This window comes from Paenibacillus sp. FSL H3-0457, from assembly GCF_037981725.1.
Lineage (GTDB): Bacteria > Bacillota > Bacilli > Paenibacillales > Paenibacillaceae > Paenibacillus > Paenibacillus amylolyticus.
In genome coordinates, this window is sequence record NZ_CP150283.1 from 1,183,924 (window position 1) to 1,205,785 (window position 21,862).

General features: G+C 46.9%; 20 protein-coding genes. 15 read left to right on the forward strand and 5 right to left on the reverse strand.

All coding sequences use genetic code 11. The annotated features are described in order from the left end of the window. Positions 1 to 5: 5 nt before the first annotated feature. The 11 genes from MHH25_RS05320 (at position 6) to MHH25_RS05370 (ending at position 11,078) form a co-directional block, all read left to right on the forward strand. Positions 6 to 581: a TerD family protein gene (locus MHH25_RS05320; protein ID WP_062837432.1), complete on the forward strand. Its 576-nt coding sequence runs from the start codon at positions 6 to 8 to the stop codon at positions 579 to 581. Positions 582 to 674: 93 nt separating this feature from the next. Beyond that, entirely contained in the window at positions 675 to 1,256 is a 582-nt protein-coding gene (locus MHH25_RS05325) for a TerD family protein (RefSeq protein ID WP_036606267.1), read from the forward strand. A gap of 25 nt (positions 1,257 to 1,281) precedes the next feature. Then, positions 1,282 to 2,538 (forward strand): TerD family protein, encoded by a 1,257-nt coding sequence (locus tag MHH25_RS05330; RefSeq protein ID WP_340019391.1) that lies wholly within the window; start codon positions 1,282 to 1,284, stop codon positions 2,536 to 2,538. Positions 2,539 to 2,728: 190 nt separating this feature from the next. Then, positions 2,729 to 3,949 (forward strand): HpcH/HpaI aldolase/citrate lyase family protein, encoded by a 1,221-nt coding sequence (locus MHH25_RS05335; RefSeq protein WP_084650429.1) that lies wholly within the window; start codon positions 2,729 to 2,731, stop codon positions 3,947 to 3,949. Next, positions 3,879 to 5,312: a phosphoribosyltransferase family protein gene (locus MHH25_RS05340; protein WP_340019392.1), complete on the forward strand. Its 1,434-nt coding sequence runs from the start codon at positions 3,879 to 3,881 to the stop codon at positions 5,310 to 5,312. The genes MHH25_RS05335 and MHH25_RS05340 overlap by 71 nt, the downstream gene beginning before the upstream one ends. Then, positions 5,309 to 6,460, forward strand: coding sequence for a cysteine protease StiP family protein (locus tag MHH25_RS05345; protein WP_340019394.1), 1,152 nt, complete (start codon positions 5,309 to 5,311; stop codon positions 6,458 to 6,460). Before MHH25_RS05340 ends, MHH25_RS05345 begins: the two co-directional genes overlap by 4 nt. Then, complete coding sequence (locus tag MHH25_RS05350) at positions 6,460 to 7,308, forward strand: hydrolase (RefSeq protein WP_340020446.1); 849 nt, start codon at positions 6,460 to 6,462, stop codon at positions 7,306 to 7,308. The genes MHH25_RS05345 and MHH25_RS05350 overlap by 1 nt, the downstream gene beginning before the upstream one ends. After that, positions 7,309 to 8,358 (forward strand): ATP-grasp domain-containing protein, encoded by a 1,050-nt coding sequence (locus MHH25_RS05355; RefSeq protein ID WP_124117250.1) that lies wholly within the window; start codon positions 7,309 to 7,311, stop codon positions 8,356 to 8,358. Positions 8,359 to 8,505: 147 nt separating this feature from the next. Next, positions 8,506 to 9,258: a hypothetical protein gene (locus tag MHH25_RS05360; RefSeq protein WP_340019395.1), complete on the forward strand. Its 753-nt coding sequence runs from the start codon at positions 8,506 to 8,508 to the stop codon at positions 9,256 to 9,258. 11 nt (positions 9,259 to 9,269) lie between these two features. Beyond that, entirely contained in the window at positions 9,270 to 10,373 is a 1,104-nt protein-coding gene (locus tag MHH25_RS05365) for a toxic anion resistance protein (RefSeq protein WP_036606281.1), read from the forward strand. 138 nt (positions 10,374 to 10,511) lie between these two features. Further along, positions 10,512 to 11,078 (forward strand): hypothetical protein, encoded by a 567-nt coding sequence (locus MHH25_RS05370; RefSeq protein ID WP_340019396.1) that lies wholly within the window; start codon positions 10,512 to 10,514, stop codon positions 11,076 to 11,078. A gap of 64 nt (positions 11,079 to 11,142) precedes the next feature. Here MHH25_RS05370 and MHH25_RS05375 read toward each other — a convergent pair whose 3' ends face one another. The 4 genes from MHH25_RS05375 to MHH25_RS05390 are packed head-to-tail and all read right to left on the reverse strand — an operon-like array spanning position 11,143 to position 14,076. Next, the gene (locus tag MHH25_RS05375) at positions 11,143 to 11,805 is read right to left on the reverse strand and encodes a DUF2642 domain-containing protein (RefSeq protein WP_127547311.1); all 663 of its coding nucleotides are present in this window, start codon (positions 11,803 to 11,805) and stop codon (positions 11,143 to 11,145) included. Positions 11,806 to 11,818: 13 nt separating this feature from the next. Then, positions 11,819 to 13,165: an arsenic transporter gene (locus MHH25_RS05380; RefSeq protein ID WP_127547309.1), complete on the reverse strand. Its 1,347-nt coding sequence runs from the start codon at positions 13,163 to 13,165 to the stop codon at positions 11,819 to 11,821. Next, positions 13,166 to 13,303, reverse strand: coding sequence for a hypothetical protein (locus tag MHH25_RS05385; RefSeq protein WP_161799422.1), 138 nt, complete (start codon positions 13,301 to 13,303; stop codon positions 13,166 to 13,168). Between the two features lie 53 nt (positions 13,304 to 13,356). After that, positions 13,357 to 14,076 (reverse strand): hypothetical protein, encoded by a 720-nt coding sequence (locus tag MHH25_RS05390; RefSeq protein ID WP_282319256.1) that lies wholly within the window; start codon positions 14,074 to 14,076, stop codon positions 13,357 to 13,359. A 344-nt stretch (positions 14,077 to 14,420) separates the two neighbouring features. On the opposite strand from MHH25_RS05390, the gene MHH25_RS05395 reads away from it, so the two are divergent. From MHH25_RS05395 to MHH25_RS05410, 4 genes are all read left to right on the forward strand, one after another. Continuing rightward, positions 14,421 to 15,473 (forward strand): CotH kinase family protein, encoded by a 1,053-nt coding sequence (locus tag MHH25_RS05395; RefSeq protein ID WP_282319255.1) that lies wholly within the window; start codon positions 14,421 to 14,423, stop codon positions 15,471 to 15,473. 245 nt (positions 15,474 to 15,718) lie between these two features. Then, the gene (locus MHH25_RS05400; protein WP_036606290.1) at positions 15,719 to 17,521 is read left to right on the forward strand and encodes an ABC transporter ATP-binding protein; all 1,803 of its coding nucleotides are present in this window, start codon (positions 15,719 to 15,721) and stop codon (positions 17,519 to 17,521) included. Beyond that, positions 17,502 to 19,340 carry an ABC transporter ATP-binding protein gene (locus MHH25_RS05405; RefSeq protein WP_339285773.1) on the forward strand — a complete coding sequence of 613 codons (1,839 nt, stop codon included), beginning with the start codon at positions 17,502 to 17,504 and terminating at the stop codon, positions 19,338 to 19,340. The genes MHH25_RS05400 and MHH25_RS05405 overlap by 20 nt, the downstream gene beginning before the upstream one ends. A 274-nt stretch (positions 19,341 to 19,614) precedes the next feature. Further along, complete coding sequence (locus MHH25_RS05410) at positions 19,615 to 19,950, forward strand: hypothetical protein (RefSeq protein ID WP_282319252.1); 336 nt, start codon at positions 19,615 to 19,617, stop codon at positions 19,948 to 19,950. A gap of 97 nt (positions 19,951 to 20,047) precedes the next feature. Here MHH25_RS05410 and MHH25_RS05415 read toward each other — a convergent pair whose 3' ends face one another. Further along, entirely contained in the window at positions 20,048 to 21,652 is a 1,605-nt protein-coding gene (locus MHH25_RS05415) for a bifunctional UDP-sugar hydrolase/5'-nucleotidase (RefSeq protein WP_282319251.1), read from the reverse strand. Positions 21,653 to 21,862: the final 210 nt, after the last annotated feature.

The following is a 21,862-nucleotide window of genomic DNA, read 5'->3' on the forward strand; positions in this document are numbered from 1 at the left end:
ATACGATGGCAATTAATCTCTCTAAAGGTCAAAAAATCGATCTGACTAAAACGAACCCAGGTTTGACAAAAATCACAGTAGGCTTGGGCTGGGATACTAATAAGTATGATGGCGGAAAAGACTTTGACCTGGATGTATCGGTATTCTGTGCCAATGCAAACGGTAAAGTGGAAGGCGAGAAAAACTTCATCTTCTTCAACAATCCACAAAATGAAAATGGTTCTGTTGTTCACACCGGTGACAACCGTACAGGAGATGGCGATGGTGATGACGAGCAGATCAATATCGACCTGCCTAACGTACCCGCCAATGTAGAGAAAATTGCATTCTCCATTACGATCTACGAAGCTACAGAACGTAGCCAGAACTTCGGACAAGTCTCCCGTGCTTATGTGCGAATCGTCAACGAAGCAAACAGCGAAGAACTGATTCGTTTTGACCTGGGAGAAGACTTCTCCATCGAAACGGGTGTAGTTGTTGGTGAATTGTATCGTCATAACGGTGAGTGGAAGTTCAGTGCCATCGGTAGTGGTTACCAGGATGGATTGGTTGGATTGACACGCGATTACGGTTTGCAATAGGACGTACAGAACGACTTACAGGATGGGAAGAACCGTCTCCTGGACGGTTCTCCTTTTCATTTAATCACATATCTTGGAAAGGTGGAAAAACAAATGACGATCAGTCTTGCCAAAGGACAACGTATCGACCTGACCAAAACGAATCCGGGCCTTACCCGTGTGGTAGTTGGTTTAGGTTGGGACACAAACAAATATAGTGGTGGAGTCGATTTTGACCTGGACGCTTCGGCTTTTTTGTTGTACGAAGATGGAAAAGCCAAAGGTACGGATGACTTTGTTTTTTACAACAATCCAAGCGGCGGTGCGGGTTCAGTGACACATACCGGTGATAATCGTACGGGTGAGGGTGATGGCGATGATGAGCAAGTTGTTGTTGACTTCAGCAAAATCCCTGCGCACATTCACCGAATCGGTATTACCGTAACCATCTATGATGGAGATGGACGAGGGCAGAATTTTGGACAAGTCTCCAATGCTTTTGTTCGTGTTGTAGATGCTGCAAGTGATCGGGAAGTGCTTCGGTTCGACCTCGGAGAAGACTACTCTACAGAAACAGCTGTGGTATTCTGTGAGTTTTACCGTGCAGGTGCGGACTGGAAATTCCAGGCGGTAGGCAGCGGCTTCACAGGTGGACTATCTGCTTTATGCAAAAATTACGGACTGGATGCACAATAACTTGGCATAGAAAGGTGAGTCTGCTATGGCGATTTCTGTCGTGAAAGGCCAGAAGAGTGATCTGACCAAAACCAATCCGGGCTTGTCCCGTCTAACGGTAGGCATTGGTTGGGAGGCAGCCTCGGGTGTAGAGCTGGACACATCAGCATTCCTTCTGGGTTCAGACAATAAAGTGGCTGGAGATGAGGATTTTATCTTTTATAATCAGCCCTCTACCTCGTTCATCACGTATATGGATGGTGGACAGGTTGGTGGCGAGAAGAAACAATTCGCCATTGATCTTGGCAAAATCCCTGCCCGAATTGAGAAAATCGCCTTCAGCCTGACGATTCATGACGGTGAAGCACGACGCCATCATTTTGGACAGGTTCAGCATGGTTTTCTACGGTTTGCCAATGCAGCTACAGGTCAGGAAGTAATGAGATATGATCTGGGAAGCGGTTTTACAGTGGAGACCGCGATTGTCATCGGTGAATTGTATCGTCATAACGGAGAATGGAAGTTCAATGCAATAGGGTCGGGTTTTGCAGGTGGTTTGAATGCACTCTGCGCTAACTTTGGTGTGGATGTGGATGGTGGATCAGACCCTGCACCAACGACTTCAACCGTTCCTCCGACAGCTGTACCGACTCCGCCACCCCCGGTGCCCGCACCAGAACCGACGCCTGCTCCTGTGAATTCGATCAATTTCAGCAAAATTGAATTGAAGAAGAAGGGTGACACCATTAACCTCAAGAAAAATGCGGGGGGACTTGGTGAAATCCTGATTAACCTCAACTGGAATCAACAGGGTAGCAAAGGGTTATTTGGTCGCAGCAAGAGTGTGGATCTGGACTTGGGCTGTCTGTTCGAGATGAAGGATGGTACACGAGATGTGATTCAGGCCTTGGGACAGACGTTTGGTTCACTCAACCGTTTCCCTTATATTGCCCTGGATGGGGATGACCGGACGGGATCGGTTAAGACGGGAGAGAATCTGCGGATTAATGGTGCCCGTATCTCGGAAATTGAGCGCATCTTGGTATTCACCTATATTTATGGTGGTGTGGCCAACTGGTCTCAAGTAGACGGTGTGGTAACCATTCAGCAGAAGGACGGTCCCGATATCATTGTTCGAATGAATGAATACGGGAGCCCGCTTGGCATGTGTGGCATCGCGATGTTACGCAATGTGAACAATGAGACATTCAGTATTGAACGAATCGTGCAGTTCTATAATGGGCATCAGGCGTTGGACGAGGCTCATGATTGGGGAATGCAGTGGGTTGCGGGAAGAAAGTAATCATTTGTATTTATTCAATTTATAAACGCTGTATCGGTCAGCACCATTGCAAGGATACTGTTGACCAACGTTATCCTCGATAATAGACCATCAATCCCTCCAGATTAGGAGGGATTGGTTTTTATGCCCCGACAGCTGGAATCAACTATTGCAGATTGGCTATTGCCAAAGGTGCGAGGAGGAGACACCCCTGAAATATTTTAACTTTTTGAGTCTGGAAGAAGAAGATACTTTATTTTTCTCTTCACCCGTCTCGTTCAATCACCGGACTTCCAAAGATCTACTGGCATATGCTGTTGGGGCTGCTTTATATATGCCCGCGACGCGCACACATATCGCGGACGACATTATGAATGGTAAACATGAAGGTCTGACGACCATTATTATTGATCTGGAGGACGCTGTGGGTGACGACCAAGTAGAGTTTGCCGAGCAGTGTCTGGTACAGCATCTAACTCAACTGATGACTTATATGGAGACAGGCATGCTGAGTCAGGATCAAATGCCTCTTCTGTTTGCTCGTGTACGTTCACCACAACAGTTGGAACGTCTCATTGATACGTTGGGAGAACTGGTGTCCATGCTGACAGGCGTGGCTTTGCCCAAGTTTTGTGTGGGCAATGGAAGAGCCTATTTTGACCAGATCCGCAAGTATAATCAACGGAAACCGGATCATTATCCCGTTCTCTATGGAATGCCTATATTGGAAACGGCTTCAATTATATATCGGGAGACACGTTGGGAGACCTTACTTGGCCTTCGAAACATCCTCGATGAAAATGTTGAATATGTGCTCAATGTACGCATAGGTGCGACCGATTTCTCCAGCTTGTTTGGACTACGCCGAAGCCCGGAATTGACCATATACGATATCGCCACAATCCGTGACTGCATCTCGGATATTATCAATCTGTTTGGACGGATGGACAAGCCGTATGTAATCTCAGGTCCTGTCTGGGAATATTTCAGTCAGCGGGAGCGCGTGTTCAAACCTCAATTACGACAGACTCCATTCGAAGAAACCCTGGGCAAGTCAGGGCTGCATCTGAGAATGAAATATATTACGAACACAATGGATGGATTGATGCGTGAAGTCATGATGGACAAGGAAAATGGAATTGTAGGCAAAACGATCATTCATCCTTCTCATATTAAGCCTGTACAAGCGATGTACGTTGTTACACATGAGGAATATTCCGATGCACAAGACATCATCGCCCGTAATGATGGTAGCCTGGGTGTGTTCAAAAGTAATTACTATAACAAAATGAATGAGATTAAACCACACTTGAGCTGGGCGAATCGAATTCTAATCCGATCACAAATATATGGGGTGTTACATGAACAGCAGCATTTTGTCGGGCTCTTGCCCAAGCACGAGCAACAACACAACTACGTTCCCAATTCTTGATCAATTCAGTCTGAACGTTCAGGTTACACATAACCCGCTGCAACTTCCACTAGAATCTCTATTTTCCATGGCCGCACGAATTAATAAGAAACGTTCATTTCTGTTTGTAAGCAGACTGCTGGGCAAGCACATCCCGGTTAACCCGTATACCTCGCTTCTGAGCGGTGCGGCATTGGCTGTTCTGTTATATGAGCACCTGACTGAGAAGACGGAAGAGACGAAATTTCAGATCACCGAGTGGAAACGGGAAATGGTCGAAGGTTTGATTGATCCCAAGCGAGCTCGGCAAGTGTACGGCATGTTGTTGCAAGAGAAATTGAGTTTGCCGGAAACGATTCGTTTTGTTGGTTTTGCGGAGACAGCAACAGCGCTGGGCCACAGCATGTACGAGATGTTTGCTGATCAAGCTTCCTATATTCACACCACTCGCGAATATGTTCCAGCGATGCATCCAGATATTCAATTTGAAGAAGAACATTCCCATGCGATGGCTCATCGTTGTTACGCGTTGGATCATGAAGCCTTTGCAGGAGAGGGTCCGATTGTTCTGGTGGACGACGAGATTACGACGGGCAAAACGACGTTGAATATCATTCGGGATATTCAGGTTAGATACCCCCGGAAGCAGTATGTGATTGCTTCGCTGTTGGACTGGCGTACGGAAGCGGACGAGAATCGATTTGCCGAGTTGGAAGCTGAATTGGGAATTACCATTACACCGTTAAGCCTGTTGAAGGGCCGTATTGAAGTGGTGGGTACTCCACAGTTGGAAGCAACACAGCAAGATGAGCAGCTATCCTATCCTGCCGTGACGATTCAGACCTCTACCGTTGCAGATGCCTTCCATCAGCTGCACGCTACTTCCGAGGATGGTGAAGGTAAACGTAGCACAGCGAGCTACGTCCAGCATACGGGCAGGTTTGGTATACAATCTCGTCATAATGGCGTATTGCGTCAGGAGATTAGCCGGATTGCAGAACGACTTCAGTCGCAGCGTAAGGGAGAACGGACGTTGGTGATGGGAACAGGGGAGTTCATGTACATTCCAATGCGTATTGCTGCCGAGATGGGAGAAGGCGTGTTGTATCAATCGACTACCCGCAGTCCAATCCATACACATCCGGCTCCAGGATATGCTGTTCGTAGTGGTGCCGGATATGCCTCACCGGAAGACGCATCCGTTCGTAACTTTATCTATAACATCGCCCCGGGACAATATGATGAGATTTTTGTTCTGCTGGAGAGACAGATGTCCGAAGAACGAATGGAACCGATGGTGAAGGCACTGGAGCAGTTGGGATGCGGACACATTCATATTGTGTATTGCGGCTTGCCAGAGAAGACAGGGGACAACGAGCAATGAACTTAACTACACTGGAGCTAATCAGACAACGTGAGATTCAGTCTCCCGAACCGATGGGCAGTTATGCTGCATCGGACGTTGTTTTCTTACTGAAGGATATCAGCCATGTGGATCTGGAAAAGGGAACGGGTGAACGGGAGCAAGCGATCCAATCCGGGGTTCATTATTCGGAGATGCTACCCGTGGAATATCAGCCCACAAAAGAATACATCGAGCTGTTCCATCAGACGCTGGAACAATCCGCTGCAAGAATCGCTCGTCATACCGCCATTGTGGCTGAGAAGATTGTAGAGCGCAGGGGACTTAATCTGGTGCTGGTATCTCTGGCTCGAGCCGGAACGCCTATAGGCATCCTGATCAAGCGTTATATTGAATTGAAATACAAAGTGACGATTCCGCATTATAGCATTTCAATTATTCGTGGCAAGGGTATGGACGAGAACGCAATTTTATATATTTTACAGCAGCATGGGCTGGAAACAGCCATTCAGTTTGTAGACGGTTGGACAGGCAAAGGGGCTATTCGCAAAGTGCTGAAAGAGTCCTGTGACCAAATGGAACGGACTTATGGTGTAAGTCTTGATGATGATCTTGCTGTATTGGCCGATCCGGGTCAATGCTCAGGCACCTTTGGGACAAGGGAAGATTATCTTATTCCTAGTGCTTGTCTGAATTCCACGGTATCGGGACTGGTGAGCCGTACCGTACTACGCGATGATCTGATCGGGCCGGCAGATTTTCACGGAGCCAAATGGTATCGTGAATGGTCTTCTGCGGATGTGTCGACCCAATACGTGGATACTATTGCTCAGCATTTTCCGCAAATGATGGACCAAGTGGAGATTCGCTCGGACGACAATGCTACCGATACTTCGGAAATCACCTGGAAAGGCTGGCAGGATATCGAGGCCATCCAGCAATCTTTTGGCATTACGAACATTAATCTGATCAAACCTGGAATCGGAGAAACAACCCGGGTGTTACTGCGCCGTGTCCCTTGGAAGATTCTTGTGGACCGTCTGGATAATCCGGATTTGCAACATATTATGATGCTCGCCAGAGACAGAAATGTGCCGGTTGAGGTATATCCCGGACTAACCTATTCCTGTTGCGGCATTATTCAATTCCTGGGAGGTGGAGGAGAATGATGATCTACGCAAGTGATCTGGACCAGACGCTGGTGTACTCCCGTCGTGCGCTCCGTATTCCCGAAGATACACCGGGACTTGTTCCCGCAGAGTGGATTAACGGCAAGTTGTCCGCTTTTATGTCAGCATATGCACTGGAGCGGTTGCAGTCTTTGCCACAAGACATTGTATTTATGCCTGTGACGACACGTACCGTGGAGCAGTACCGGCGCATTCATATTTTTCAGACCGAATGTATTCCGAAATATGCGGTGACGAGTAATGGTGGCAACATCATTGTTGACGGTCAGGTAGACGATGAATGGAACCTGCATATTCGTTCTTTGCTTCGTCAGCAGGCAGCTACTCCTGAAGAGATCCTGGATTTGTTTGACGATGTACTGAGCCCGGAATGGGTGATTAATCAGCGATTGTGTGATGAGCTGTTCTTTGCATTGCTGATCGAACGTGACAAGCTTCCTATGGAGCGCATTACGGACAAGATTCGGGTGTTAGAGACGCTTGGATGGGAGAGTTCGATTCAGGGTCGGAAGCTCTATCTGGTGCCTTCGGCCGTGAACAAACGAGCTGCAGTGGAGCACATTAGGCAACGCATTGGCGATGTGCCTGTAATTGCTTCGGGCGATTCCTTGCTGGATCGCTGTTTGCTGGACTTTGCGCAGCATGCCATTGCTCCATCTCACGGAGAGCTGCATGTGGAGAGACAGCGTGCACCTGAGCTGGTGCCGTATCAATTTACGAAACAATTCGGTGCTTTTGCAGCAGATGAGATTCTCGATTACGTCCACCGTATTCATAACGATCAACAGACCCAGATAGACCATGCCGAGATAAGGGAGACCGTATAAATGAAAAAAATGAAGATTTACTTCAACCGTTGGTTCTCTGTAACGTATCATTATATGAATGCAATTCGGGACAATGAGGACGGCATGGAATTTGAGATCTACGGTACTCATCCTGATCCGGGACACATGGCATTACAGGGCTGTGATGTTGCAGAAGTTGAACCGCGTGTAACGGGCCGGGAATATGTTGATTTTTGCCTCGACTTTTGCCGTCGTCATCAGATTGATGTGTTTATTCCACGCTGGAACATGCTGGACATCAGCAGACATATCTCCCTGTTCGAAGAGATCGGTACACGGGTTATCGTATGCTCGGACACGGAATTGCTGGAACAATTGATGGAGAAAGACCGCTTCTATGAATCGGTGCGTGAGAAGGGCATTATGGAGATTCCGGATTATTTCACGGTCAGTAATGCTGCGCAATTCCAGCAAGCCTATGAGGCGCTGCGTGCACGTGGACATGATGTATGCTTCAAACCATGTAATGGTGAGGGCGGCATGGGATTCCGGGTGATTAATAATGAACGTGATCCGTTGCAGGAGTTGTTCGGATACGCGCTTAACTCCATTTCGTATGAAGATGCCCTGCGCGCTTTCTCTTCTGCTCCGTCCTTTCCCAACGTCATGGTGATGGAGGTACTGGAAGGATATGAATACAGCATTGATTGTCTTTCGGACCGCAATGGGAAACTATTAACGGCTATTCCGCGTAGAAAAGAAAGAGGACGTTTGCGTTTGCTTGAAGAAAACGAGGAATTGCTGGCGATTGCCCGCAATGTGGCAGAGGTATATCGGATTCCTTATAATTTTAATATACAGATGAAATATCGCAAGGATACACCGAAGCTGCTGGAGATCAATCCGCGTATGTCGGGTGGGTTGCACATGTCCTGTCTGTCGGGCGTGAACTTCCCGTATCTGGCGGTCAAGTCTGCACTTGGCCATGATATTGGACCACTTCATCCGAAGTTTGGCATACTGGGAAGTCATATCGAACAGCCATTTATAATCGACGTTCAGAAGGTAAGCGGAGTACACCACGTCTAGCTGAGAATTTTCCTCAACATTGACACCTTCTGGATGGTTTTTTTACAATACGGATGAGAGGTTATTCAAAAAGTCCATCTTCTCGGTACTGAAAATCAGACTTTTTGAATATGCACTTTATGTGTTGTTAAGGCAGGAGGACAAGTAATGTTACGGAAAACGAAGATAGGTATAGGCGCATTGGTCGGTTATGGTCTCGCGGCAATCTCGAGTCCTTTTCTACCGGATGTCATCACGTGGGCAATTCCGGCACTGGCAACTGTGGTCGGGGGATTGATTCCTTCACGTTCCACACCACGCACACAGGTGGATGGTTCGTCATCTGCCCCTGTACCAATCACAGATATCGGGAATGAACCATCTCGCTTGAATGGGGGACAAGCGTCGAGCGCAGTGCCAACAGGGGCAAGAGATGCTTCTCCAGCACAGCCCCATTCGAGTTCTACTCCCGCACAACATGCGGGCTCAGAACAAGCGAAGTCTTCCCGGACTGAACCAGATCCTGTATTTGATCCGGTGATTGAATACCTGGAAGTTCTGGAGGACATGATCATCTCCGAAGGTCAGAAGAACGAGCTTGATAATGAGATCGTGGAGAAATCACTGGCGTTGTTTGCCCGTTTGCAGCGTGTGATTCCTTCCCTTCAGGAGCTAAACAACGGGGATATCAACCATACGGTGCGCAGACTGATTTTGAAAGACCTGAACGGTTTTATTAATCCATTTCTGCGTTTAAGCGGAGAAGCCAAACGCAATAATCGGCGTATGCTGCTGAATGGTCTTCGCGACGTAGATTCCAAGATATCGGATATTGTATCAACGATTGAACATAAAGACTTAATGGAGCTTCAGAACAAAGCGGAACTAATACATCAACGGTATAATAGCTCTGAATTATAGGAGGGATTGGCATGGCAACGGAATGGGCTCAGTTGAAGCAGGAAGATGAGCAACGGATTAACCAGGAAGCAACGCAGCTTATTCAGAAAGTGTCCCAAAGTGATCCGGCTCACCTGGATACCTTAATGGATGATATCGGCAAGTTGGGCGTGAAAACACAAGAGAGAGCAGGACAGACCCTCAAGCTGCTTGATCGTCCAGTCAATGAACTGATGTCCGGGAATCGGGCAGAGGTATCCAACATGATCCTGAAGCTCCGTGATGAATGTGAGAGTTTGCAGCAGAGTAAAAATGTGAGTTTTGTCGGGAAGTTGTTACGTAAAAGCCCGCTGAAAAACTATGTATACCGTTATCAATCTGTTCGCACGAACATTGATGCGATCATTAACGGGTTGCGGGACGGCAAGGACAACCTGGAAGAAAGCATCGTAAATATGCGCCAATTGAAACGTTCCTCCATTCAGGAGATCTACAATCTGCAGACCAAAATCTCTTTTGGTAATCAATTGAAAGCATTGTTCGAAACCGAGATTGCCAAGCCTGAGAACGAGAATCGTAAAGCACATCTGGAGCGTGGGTTGCGCAAAGTGGTAACACGTACCCAATCCATGACAGAGATGATCATGCTGTACAATCAGGCAATCGCAGCTACCGACATCATTAATGATAACAATGACAAGCTGATTGATTCCGTTAATAATGCCATTGATAAAACAGCGAATCTGATCACCGTTTCGGCCATGATTGCGATGGCTCTTAATGATCAGGAGAAGGTCATTTCTGCTGTGGAAGCTACGAATAAGACGATTGAAGATCAATTCAAGGAGAACGCCAGATTGTTGAAGACAACAACAGAGAAAACAAATGAACTGTTGTCCAAACCGGCGATGTCCCTTGAAGCGGTCAATCAGGCGATGGGTGATCTGATGTCTGCGCTGGATCTGTCCGAGCAGTCTAATCGCCGGATCATCGAGAGCTGTAATGACTATACCAACAAGATGACAACCCTTAACGCTAAAATGAGCGATCGACTGGGTCTGGAAGGGCCGAAGGCTGCTGCCATTCCGGAAAAAAACAAACCGGATTCCAGTGCATTAGGATCTTTCCTGGATTAGGGTAGGACTCGCTGCATATCGTATCGAGATTGCTACATGGTTTTATTTTCTACGAGGGACGCCGAGTGCGTCTCTTTGTTTCATTTATTTGATAGAATGAAGGTAAAATCTGGGGTTGTGCGAAGGAGCTTGCTGAACATGCTGGACTTTTCATTCGAGATTATTGATGAGACCAAGATTAATATTCAATACAAATATGGCAGTGAGTTCTTTAACTTTAACCTGTATTATGCAAACGGGGAGTGGACGCTACATCCTTTTGACGGCATACTGATCCAAAACCGTGAAATGTGCAGTCTGATTGTATCGGAGCTACTCCGTAACAAAGATTTTCATGTCATGTTGGCTAAAGAGAAAATCATCTTATCCCAATTACGCACCAGTGTTAACCTCCAGTCCAATGAGCCGGATGAATGGGTAGCAGATCGGAGAAACGCAGATTATTCCAGTCCTGATGATGAGTTGATGGATTACATAGGGAACCACAGTTTCGAAGACATATTACAGCTTGAGCAAGAACAGATTGAGGCCAAAGTGCAATTCTTCCAACAGATCATTCAGAGAATGTTTATGGAGGGGCTTGGACCGGAAGATGCTGATTTCATCAAAGTTCAGGCCGTGATTCGGATATATAAGGAGACCTACGATCGTCTTGGTGAGTTGAATGATCATAATAGGGGTGATCGTGGACGCAGAAGATGGTAGGATGTAAAGGTGAAAAAAAGGTTCATCAGCCATAGGCAGATGAACCTTTTTGTTCTTCTGATATTCAAGGGAGATGAATGGTTTGGATATGATCGGTATGCATAATTAAAGAAGTCCCATCCGCTTCTACCAACGCAAGCAAGTGGCTGTCTGCACTCTTCAATAACCCTGCTCTGTAGGGCTTGCAACCGAGGTTGAGTACAACAAGTTCACCTATCATTTTATGAAGTTGCTGATCGAGTGTACGGGAGAGTGACATGGACGAAGGTTGCATAGGGAAATGTTGCTTACTAAGGGAGTAGGGTGTGCTGTTAGTAGGGGAAGGAATAATATACTTCAGATGATTAATGGAAACATAGATAGAATGGTATAACGGAGAGTAGAACATAAAGTAGTCATTCATAATATTTGTAATATAACCATGCAATGTTTTCCCTCCGATGGAGATTTCACTGAAACGTCCACGGGCGTTCATCAGCATTTTGCGGTAAGAGATATTGGTGTGATCCATCTCGGGGTCAGGTGTTGGCAAAACTATACTTGAATCATCTGCCGTATTGACATGCATGGATTGAACATGATGAAGTGGAATATAAACAAATCGCTGGTTTCCGTAGACTACAATCAGATCCTGGCCTACATCAATGATCTCACCCTGGATCGGTAGTTTACAGCCAGACAGCTCCAATTCGACGGATTTACCCAGCCAATGCGTAAGAAGTTCCACAGTATTCCTCCTCTCAATAGAGAATAGATGTCCAAATATAGAGTGAAATTAGGCTAACAATTAGACTTATTGGTATCACAATAAAGGTAACTTTCATATACTGTTTCCAGGAGATTCGAATATGATGGGTCTTTAATATATACATCCAAATTAACGTTGCCAAGGTGCCAATAGGCGTCAGCAAGGCTCCGATATCACTTCCCAGAATGTTGGCAAGATACGCAAGATGCAGTTGAGATTCACTTAGTGGAAGATCTGTAACAGCAAAGGTCCCAATCATCACGGAGGGCAAATTGTTGAACAGATTGGAAAGCAGAGTGAGCATTAACCCCGACACAGCAATGATGCTGGCATTTCCTCCTTCTATTATCGGTTTCATCCACTGAATGATCCATGCGGTCATGCCTGCTCGGTGAAGACTATCTACAATAACATAGATGCTGAAGGCGAAGAGTAAAATATGCCAAGGCGTTTGTGTTATCACATCTTTGAGTCCAGTCCGGGTGCGATACCAACGCACAGCGAGCATGAGAATAACACCAGTGATTGCAACTACCTCCATGGGTATACCAACTTGCTCAGCTAGAAAATATCCTGCACGGATAAATACAACGATGCCTATACAGACACGGAACAGCCACCAGTCTACTTTATTCTCGGATTCAGCCGTCTGTAGCGGATGATATCCTGAACCGGATGAAGACTGCAGGGATACAGGGAAATGATGAATAACTTTGGGAATACTTCTACGAAAATAATAGAACAGCAGTACGGTCATCACCATGATCGCAAGCATGGATGGCACAAACATCATCTGAGTATAAGTATTCAGATTTAAGCCAACCATTTGCAAAGCAATCAGATTTGCCAGATTACTAAGTCCAATTGGCGCACTGGAAGCCGTAGCGATTAGCGCACCGGAGATCAGGTAGGGTAACTGTTGATGCATTTTCAGACGAAGTATAGAACAGATTCGAATAATGATCGGAGTTGTGATCAGAATACTGCCATCATTGTTGAAGAAGATGGTCATGAGAAAACAAAGTAATAGAATTAGCCAGAACAATCGAAAGCCGGAACCTCTTGCTTTCTCAATCATATTCAAAGCGATCCAGCGAAAAAAACCGATGCTATCTAAAATAATCGACATGACAATGGTAGAGAGGATTGTTACGGCTGCACCAGATACGATCCCGAAGATTCCAACAATGTGAGCATAGCTGCTCACTCCAGTTAAAATAAGAAGAAGGGCGCCAAGCGAGGTGGGTATAGATTCATTCAATCCGCCAGGACGCCACATCAGGAAAATGACAGTGATGATAAAGACCCCGAAGGTTAACCACAACTGGTAGTCAGGCATTTACTGTGATTCACCTCCCAGGGGGAGAAGTCCTGACGAAGCCTGAAGCAGATGTTCATGGGATGGAGTGGGCCTTCCGGGTGCAACGATCCAGTAAAAAGGCACACCAATCAAGACTAATGCGACGAAGATCAACATGATAATTCCCCCCTTTAAGCTGGTAGATAACTTAAGTTGTCAGTTTATTTCAGTTACTTCTTTTTACCGCCGGATTTGTTGCCACGGGACTGGTTGCCTTGATTGCCTCGCGACTTGTTACCACCAGATTTATTTCCTTGGGATTGGTTGCCTTGAACTCGTTGCCCCTGAGAACGATTGCCTTGGTTGTTCCGTGACTTGTTGCCGCCGGACTTATTACCCTGGGATTGGTTCCCTTGAGCTGCTTGGTTCCCTTGAGAACGGTTGCCACGAGACTGGTTGCCTTGAGCCGCCTGATTACCTTGGGCTGCTTGGTTCCCTTGACTTGTATTACTACTGTTGTTGTTGTTCCCACCACCACGTACGAGGGATACAGATTTCACATGTTGCATCGGAATACGAACAATCTCCTGATTTTTCAAAGTCATGATCAATTGGTTCTGGTTGGCATCGGCCAGGATGCCTTCCACTTTTTCAGGTCCTCCCCGGTTAATCTGAACACGGCGGAAGCGGAGTGCTTGCATAACGCCCAAAAACGTGTTGGAAGGAATAGGATTCCCCATGGCTGCATTTCGGTTACCACCGGAACGGCCTGTATCTGTTATGCTTTTGACATGTGATTCATTAACGTAGACAATCCCTTCTTTGCAGTTCATCGCCATATAGTCCCAGCGTACGTCCGTGAGTGTACCTTGTACTGAATCAGGTCCTCCCCGGTTAATCTTAATCTCTCTTCCCAACAAACCTCTCATTCCTTGACCATTCATAGACATTGTGTTTGACCCCTTCCATGATATAAGTTCAGATGGACAAAAATGGTGGATGTAATTATGATCCCTTCCATTCGTCATTCGTGTCTGTCTGTAGTTTAAGCATATGTGACATGCCTCTTGGAGGGACTAGCCAGTTAACTATATTTATACCATTTCAGCTATAATCTATGAAAATGATGTAAATTTATAGATTAATAACCCGGTTATTCCGCATTATGACAAGTGAATTGGGATGTGATAAGTATCAGGACTGTGCATTCGCCCGTACGACTTTCTGTGCATCTGCATAGGATGGTGTAAGAGCCTACGGGCGAATCTTACAGGTATTCGAAAGGCGGATGGAAATGGCTCTACCTGTCTACCATATCAGCTTGTCTCCAACCGAATATCAACAGTTAACGTCCAATATATGGTCAGAGACGTTTGTGAACAGCACGATGCAGATGGACGGCAAGCCGTTTCCGATCCGGCTTCGATACCGTGGAGGACATACGCGCGGTTATCCCAAAAAATCATTTGAGGTTCGTACATCCAGCCGGACGTATCATTTTAATGCGGAGTATGATGATCCTTCGTTGTTGCGCAATGCACTTTCTTTTCGTTTTTTTGAGTCGATTCGTGTACCCGCACCGTCTACACAACACTGCGTACTCTATCTGAACGGGCAACTTTTGGGTGTATACCTGCGGATCGAAGGGGTGAAATCCTTCTTTTTTCGCCAAAGGAAAATCCCTGTGCGCAGTATCTTCTATGCGGTGAATGATCATGCTGGTTTTACGATGAATTCGGAATCCTCTTCAACAAGTACCGATTTATTGTCCGGATACAGCTTAATTCGTGGCAAAGATGTGGATCGCACAAGGCTACGTAATTTTATTCAGCAGTTGAACACAAAGTCCAGGTTGGAATTGTTACGTTTTTTACAGTCGAGGGTGGATACAGACAATTATTTACGCTGGTTAAGTGGAGCTGTGCTTACAGGGAACTTCGATGGATTTCATCAGAATTACACATGGTATGAGAAAATCAAAAGCGGTAAATATGGCATCCTGCCTTGGGATTATGAGGGTACTTGGGGGAGGAACTGTTATGGAACACGAGTTGACCCCAATCTTGTTCGTATTCAGGGGTATAACAGACTTACCGGACGATTGCTGGCATTCCGCAGTTTCCGTGAGCAATATAAGAAGTTGATGCGTCAGCATCTGATGAATGCTTTTACAGAGAAGCGAATTATGCCTTTAGTCCATCGATTGCACAATGAGATTCGTGAAGATATCTACAAAGATCCTTACATGAAATGGCCTATGGACGTATTTGCAGGTGAACCGGAAAGAATTCGCGAATATGTGGTGAAACGTCGGGAGTATCTAAGTGAAAAACTACGTCAGCTGTAAGCACATAACTAGCGCGGGGAAGGGAGACCTTCCTTTTTTTACTGCCAAAATGAAGAGAAGTTTATTGTATTGGGAAAAGTAGGGTAATAAGAATAGAAGCGGCATTGTAAAATACGCTATAATAACCATATGTGTACATAGAAATGATTACATATTGGACGCTGTGGAGAAAACAACATGTCTAATGGAGGCTCTGAGCTGGAACGTGTTATCGGTTTAGGGTGCTCCGAGCCGGAGGAATGCTTATGATCAAGCTGTTGTACTACTTGAAGAAGTACCGAGTTGCCGCGATTGCAGCCCTGGTCATGATGTTAATTGAGCTTGCGGTGGAGCTGGCTCAGCCTTATCTGATCTCCAAGATCATTGATAACGGGATTCAGCAGGGAGACCTTTCTGTCGTCTGGTTGTGGGGCGGTGTGCTGGTTGGCAGTGCTGTTGTGGCTTTTGCTGCTGGAATTGCCAGTTCGTTCTTTGCATCCCATGCAAGTCTGGGGTTCGGATACGATCTGCGGGAGAAGTTGTATGAGAAAGTGCAAACGTTCTCTTATGCCGTCTTTAACCGGTTCGCAACGTCGTCCCTGATTACCAGATTAACGGGGGATGTGACCCAGGTTCAGGACACCGTCTTCATGAGTCTGCGCTTCATGACGCGTGTGCCCCTGGTGGTGATTGGTAGCATGATTATGGCAGTGATCGTGAACCCGAGGTTGGGTCTGCTGCTGGTTGTCATGGTGCCTGTACTGCTCATTGTTGTAGTGTGGATGATCAAAAAGGCAGCGCTGCTGTTCCGCAATGTGCAGCGCAGACTGGATGCCGTCAATGGAGTCATCCAGGAGAATCTGACAGGCATTCGGCTGATCCGTGTTTTCGTACGGATGGGCCATGAGATTGAACGCTTTGCCGGATTCAGCGGCAAGCTGATGAAAGGCACCATTTCCGCGCTGCGCCTGACGGAGACCACGATGCCGTTCATGCTGCTTATGATGAACGTTTGTATCATCGCCGTGTTATGGTTTGGACGAGTCGACATTGCCTCCGGTAATGCAACCGTGGGTGAAGTGGTCGCCGTCATTAACTACCTGCTTCGCACAATTGGTGCCATGTCTGCGTTGTCATGGATTCTGGTGACGTTCTCCAGAGCAAGCGCTTCGGCGCAACGGCTGAATGAAGTGTTTAATACGGAGGACACGTCGGAGACTGAACAGACGATATCAACGTCTGCACCATCTGCTGGATCTATGAAATCTTCGCATTTTCCGCAATCTGTATACCCGGCGAAGAAACAGCGCGCTGTGCAGGGAGCGGTTGAATTCCGCAGTGTAGGCTTCAGTTATCCGAATAGTGAAATTACAGTACTGGATAACATCACATTCACGGCAAAAGCGGGGGAGCGTATTGCCATTATGGGAGCAACTGGCTCAGGCAAATCCTCGCTGGTACAGCTCATTCCGCGTTTATACACAGAGGATCAAGGAAAGGTACGGATTGATGGTGCCGATGCATCAGAGCTGGATCTGTCCATGCTGCGTGGTGCGATTGGTTATGTACCGCAGGAGGTTGTCCTGTTTACCGGTTCCATCCGGGAGAATATTGCCTGGGGTCAGGAAGATGCTACCTTGGATGAGATCGTGGAAGCCGCAAAGCGCGCGCAGATCCATGAAACAATTGAGAATTTACCAAACGGTTATGATACATTGCTGGGTCAACGGGGAGTGAATCTCTCCGGTGGACAGAAGCAGCGACTTTCCATTGCACGAGCACTGGTACGTAGACCAAGAATTCTGATTCTGGACGATAGCACGAGTGCGCTGGATGTGGCTACAGAAGGCAGACTGCTCGATGCGCTGGAGGAATTGTCGTGTACCACGTTTATCATCACCCAGAAGATCAGTTCAACCACTTCGGCGGACCTGATTCTGCTGCTTGATGATGGACAACTCATTGGACAGGGAAAACATGAAGACCTGATGGAATCGTCAGAGCTGTATCGTCGAATCCATGAATCACAATACGGGGAGGGTGCACAGCATGTTCAAAGCATTCATTGAGCCTTTCCGTCAGCCGCCACCGCCGATTGATCCGGAGACGTTACGATCAGGTGGTGGTCGTAAACCCAAGGCACGGGCGAAGAACTGGTCAGGTACGCTAGGTCGTATCTGGACCTATCTGGCACGGCGCAAGGTTAAGCTGTCCATGGTACTGTTGATGGTGTTTGCCAGTTCCGCACTCGCTTTGCTTGGCCCTTACATGGTAGGGGTGGCCGTGGATGATTTCATCGCGGGCGAAGCCGGGGCAAGCTGGACTCGGTTTCTGATTGGATTAACCGCAGTGTATGTCTTGTTCTCTCTTACATCCTGGTTACAAAATATATGGATGATCGAAATTGCACAGGAAACCGTGTTCCGCATGCGGTATGATCTGTTCTCCCATCTGCACAAATTACCGATTCCATTCTTCGGTAAACGCCAGCAGGGGGAGATTATGAGCCGGGTGACCAATGATATCGAGAATGTCAGCGGTACGTTGAACAGCTCGGCGATCCAGATTTTTTCGAGTGTATTAACACTGCTCGGAACGTTTGGGGTTATGCTCTGGCTCAGTCCGCTACTGACCCTGCTTACCTTTATCGTTGTGCCTCTGATGGCCATCGGCATGCGTTGGATTACGCGCAGAACGGGACCGCTCTTCAAAGAGCGGCAGCGCAATCTCGGTGAACTTAACGGTTACATCGAAGAGACTTTATCCGGGCAGCGGATCATTAAGGCATTCTCCCAAGAGGAGCGAGTGATTCGCGGTTTTGAGGAACGGAATACCCGCATCCGGATTTCCGGTTTCTGGGCACAGACGATCTCTGGCTTTATCCCGAAACTGATGAATGGATTGAATAACCTGAGCTTTGCGATTGTGGCGGGCATCGGTGGTATTCTGGCGATTCAGGGTTCGGTTACAGTCGGGGTGATTATTATCTTTGTGGAATATGCCCGTCAATTCACCCGTCCGCTGAATGATCTGGCGAACCAGTGGAATACGTTATTGTCCGCGATTGCGGGGGCTGAGCGCGTATTCGAGGTGCTGGACGAAGATGAGGAAGCGAAGGATGAAGGGGCAGCGATATCTCTGGACAAGGTAGAGGGAGCCGTTCGTTTCGACAAAGTATCCTTTGGATACGATGAAGGACGTAACATTTTGCATGAGATCAGCTTTGAAGCTAAACCGGGGGAGATGATTGCCCTTGTGGGTCCGACCGGAGCGGGGAAAACAACATTAATTCAGCTGTTATCCCGTTTCTATGATCCAACAGGTGGCACATTAACGGTAGATGGTCGCGATATGACCACCATTCGGCGTGAGAATCTGCGGTCACATATGGCATTTGTGCTTCAGGATTCATTTCTGTTTCAGGGCACGATTCGAGAAAATATTCGATTTGGGCGTCTGGACGCAACGGATGAAGAGGTGGAAGCAGCCTCCCGGCTGGCGAATGCCCATTCCTTCATTGTGCGAATGAAGGATGGATACGACAAAGTGCTCCAGGCCGACGGGAGCGGCATTAGTCAGGGGCAGAAGCAACTACTCGCCATTGCCCGGGCAATCTTGGCAGATCCATCCATACTTGTACTGGACGAAGCGACGAGCAGTATTGATACTGTTACGGAGATTAAAATCCAGGAAGGGTTGCAACGCCTGATGCAAGGTCGTACCAGCTTTGTCATTGCCCACAGGCTGAACACGATCCGTCAGGCCGACCGGATTCTGGTGCTGAAGGATGGGCAACTACTGGAGCAAGGCTCGCATGATGCATTGCTGGAACAAGGCGGTTTCTACAGAGAGCTGTATTACAGTCAGCTGCGTAAAAAGGCGCAATAGTCATTTTGGAAAATATGGGACATGTATTAGAGAACTTGTAGGTATGTAAAAAGAGCAGGGATGAGGGCACGATGCTCCTCAATTCTGCTCTTTTTGCATATTCAATTGAAGGAAAATGGAAAACGGAACTGTGATTGTATGTTAAAATAAGGATATATTGGAATAGGTCCGTTTTTGGACGGTTGCCAGCGGTTTTGAAGCATGAGAATGAATTTTTACACGTATGCCTGTAGTCAGTCATGTGATGCATTAAAAGAGAGGAGGGCAATGCGGAATGGAATTCAAATTTGGGAATGTTGCTATTCTTCTACCCCCTGTTCACATTATTATTATCGCAATCATTATTATTTTCATTCTAGTAAGGTGGAGCAAGCAGTTAGAAACAAGACGTTTTACGGTTTTCTTTTACTTTTTAATTAGTACGTTCATTACGCCAATTTATTCTCAAAGTACAACAAATGGTGTCTTTGAGCTATGGATCCCCGCAGGGTTTATTTTGGTTTTCTTTTATTTGATTCGTAGCGAAAGATATCATCCATCTAAAATGAAAGCGAGTATCTTAGGATTTTCAATAGCATTATATCAGTTAATCCTTCAATATGTCGGATGAAGGGACAGGACAGGATAGGATAATTCAACAAGAACAAGTAAGCAATAGGTTGAAAACAAAAGAGCAGATCCTGATCACAGGACCTGCTCTTTCTCATTTAACTTCCGATAACTTTCCAGTTATTAGCCTGCTCCACCGTTAACGGCTGGTGTCTGCGGATGTAATCTTCCACCAGTGCGGCCATGTCCGTGGCACCTTCGTGCAGTACCTTTTTGCCCGGATACATTGCATAATCCCCGCCGCCAGCAGCGCGGTAGCTGTTCATCACCACAGAGTACATGCCATTCATGTCCATTGGCTGGCCTTCATGTTCCAACTTCACAACTCGACTGCCAACAGGTTGGGAGATATCTAGCTCGTATTCCATGCCAGCCCACATATCGTAATTATAATGTTGAGGTTTGGGTTCCATATAAGCCGGATTAACTGCCACCTCACCAGAAGCATTCACTTCAAAGTAACGTGCCGTTTGTTCCAGTGCCTCCCGGATATCCTGACCACTCAACTCCAGCACCGTCAGAGTATTAGGATAGATGAAGTTGGATAACACGTCCCGAACGGTGATGTGACTCCCGAAACCGCGAGCTTCTTCACTCAGCATGGCGGTATTGGAGAGCTGCGCTCCAGTCGCTTCCATCTGCACTTGATGTACAAAAGCAATGAATGGATGTGCCTTGAGTCGCAGAGCCGTAGCATTGGTGATGGATAAATCCCCAGCCACCTCGCCAATGGGTTGATCAAGCCATGCTTGTGCCTCAGTTTCCAGCTCTTCCGTCAGTTTCATGACGCTTGCATCAGGTTCAACCTCATGATGTTCATCCAGAAGTAACAACCGAGCCTGCTTATCTGTAATTTGCCACTTGCCGCCCGATGATTGTTCCAACTGAACGGATACATGCCCCGCACCATTTCCACTGAATCCCGGTTGAATGACGGTTACACCATGAATATTAGCGGTAAGCTGACGATGCTGATGTCCGGTAAGCAACACATCAATGCCTTCGATGTCCCGGCAGATGGCATAGCCTTGATTTTCTCCAGTTAACCGTTCGGTGGGCTCGCCTGTCTCCAGATCACTCTCAAATCCACCGTGATAACTCACAACCATTACATCTGGTTGTTCATGATCGCGTATATAGCTAACCCATGTACGAATGGTCTCCAAGGCATCAAGGAACTGTAACCCCTCAATATTTTTTGGATGCTCCCAGTTCGGTATGTAGTGCGTAGTTGCGCCCAAGAGGGCAATTTTGACACCCGTAGACAATGTTTTGATTAGATACGGAGGACCGAAGGCAGGTACGTCTGGCTGCTCACCTTTTACAATATTGGCAGACAGCCAAGGGAAATTGGAAGCTTCAACTGCTCCGCGCAACAGATTCTGACCATAGTTAAACTCGTGATTGCCCATCACCGCAGCATCATAACCGAGTTCATTCAGTACCGTTATGAATGGATGCACCTCGTTTTTGGAAACCTGTGAAGCTGCATAGGAGGCCAAGGGTGATCCTTGCAGCAGATCCCCGTTATCCACCAGCATCAATTCAGGTGAACGTTCACGTTCCTTCCGAATCAGGGAAGCCAGCAGGGCAAGCCCAGCCGGGCGGTAGGCATTGGTATTGTAATGAATGGGACGGATCGCCCCGTGCAGATCACTGGTATACAGAATATCGAAGCTTGCCGTATGGTTTGTGGATGTCATTTTACAATCTCCTCTAATATATAAGTTCAGATATATGGAATTACTATAAAACGGAGAAGAATGAATAGCTTGAAGAACCGAAGTATGCGCCGTTATCTCCGATGTTCTTCCTATATCTTCAACCATAATGAGCCTATTCTAACAGATACAAGTCGCGCTGACAGCCTGACAGGAAACTTTACAAAACTCCAAATTTCGTTTCACATCGCG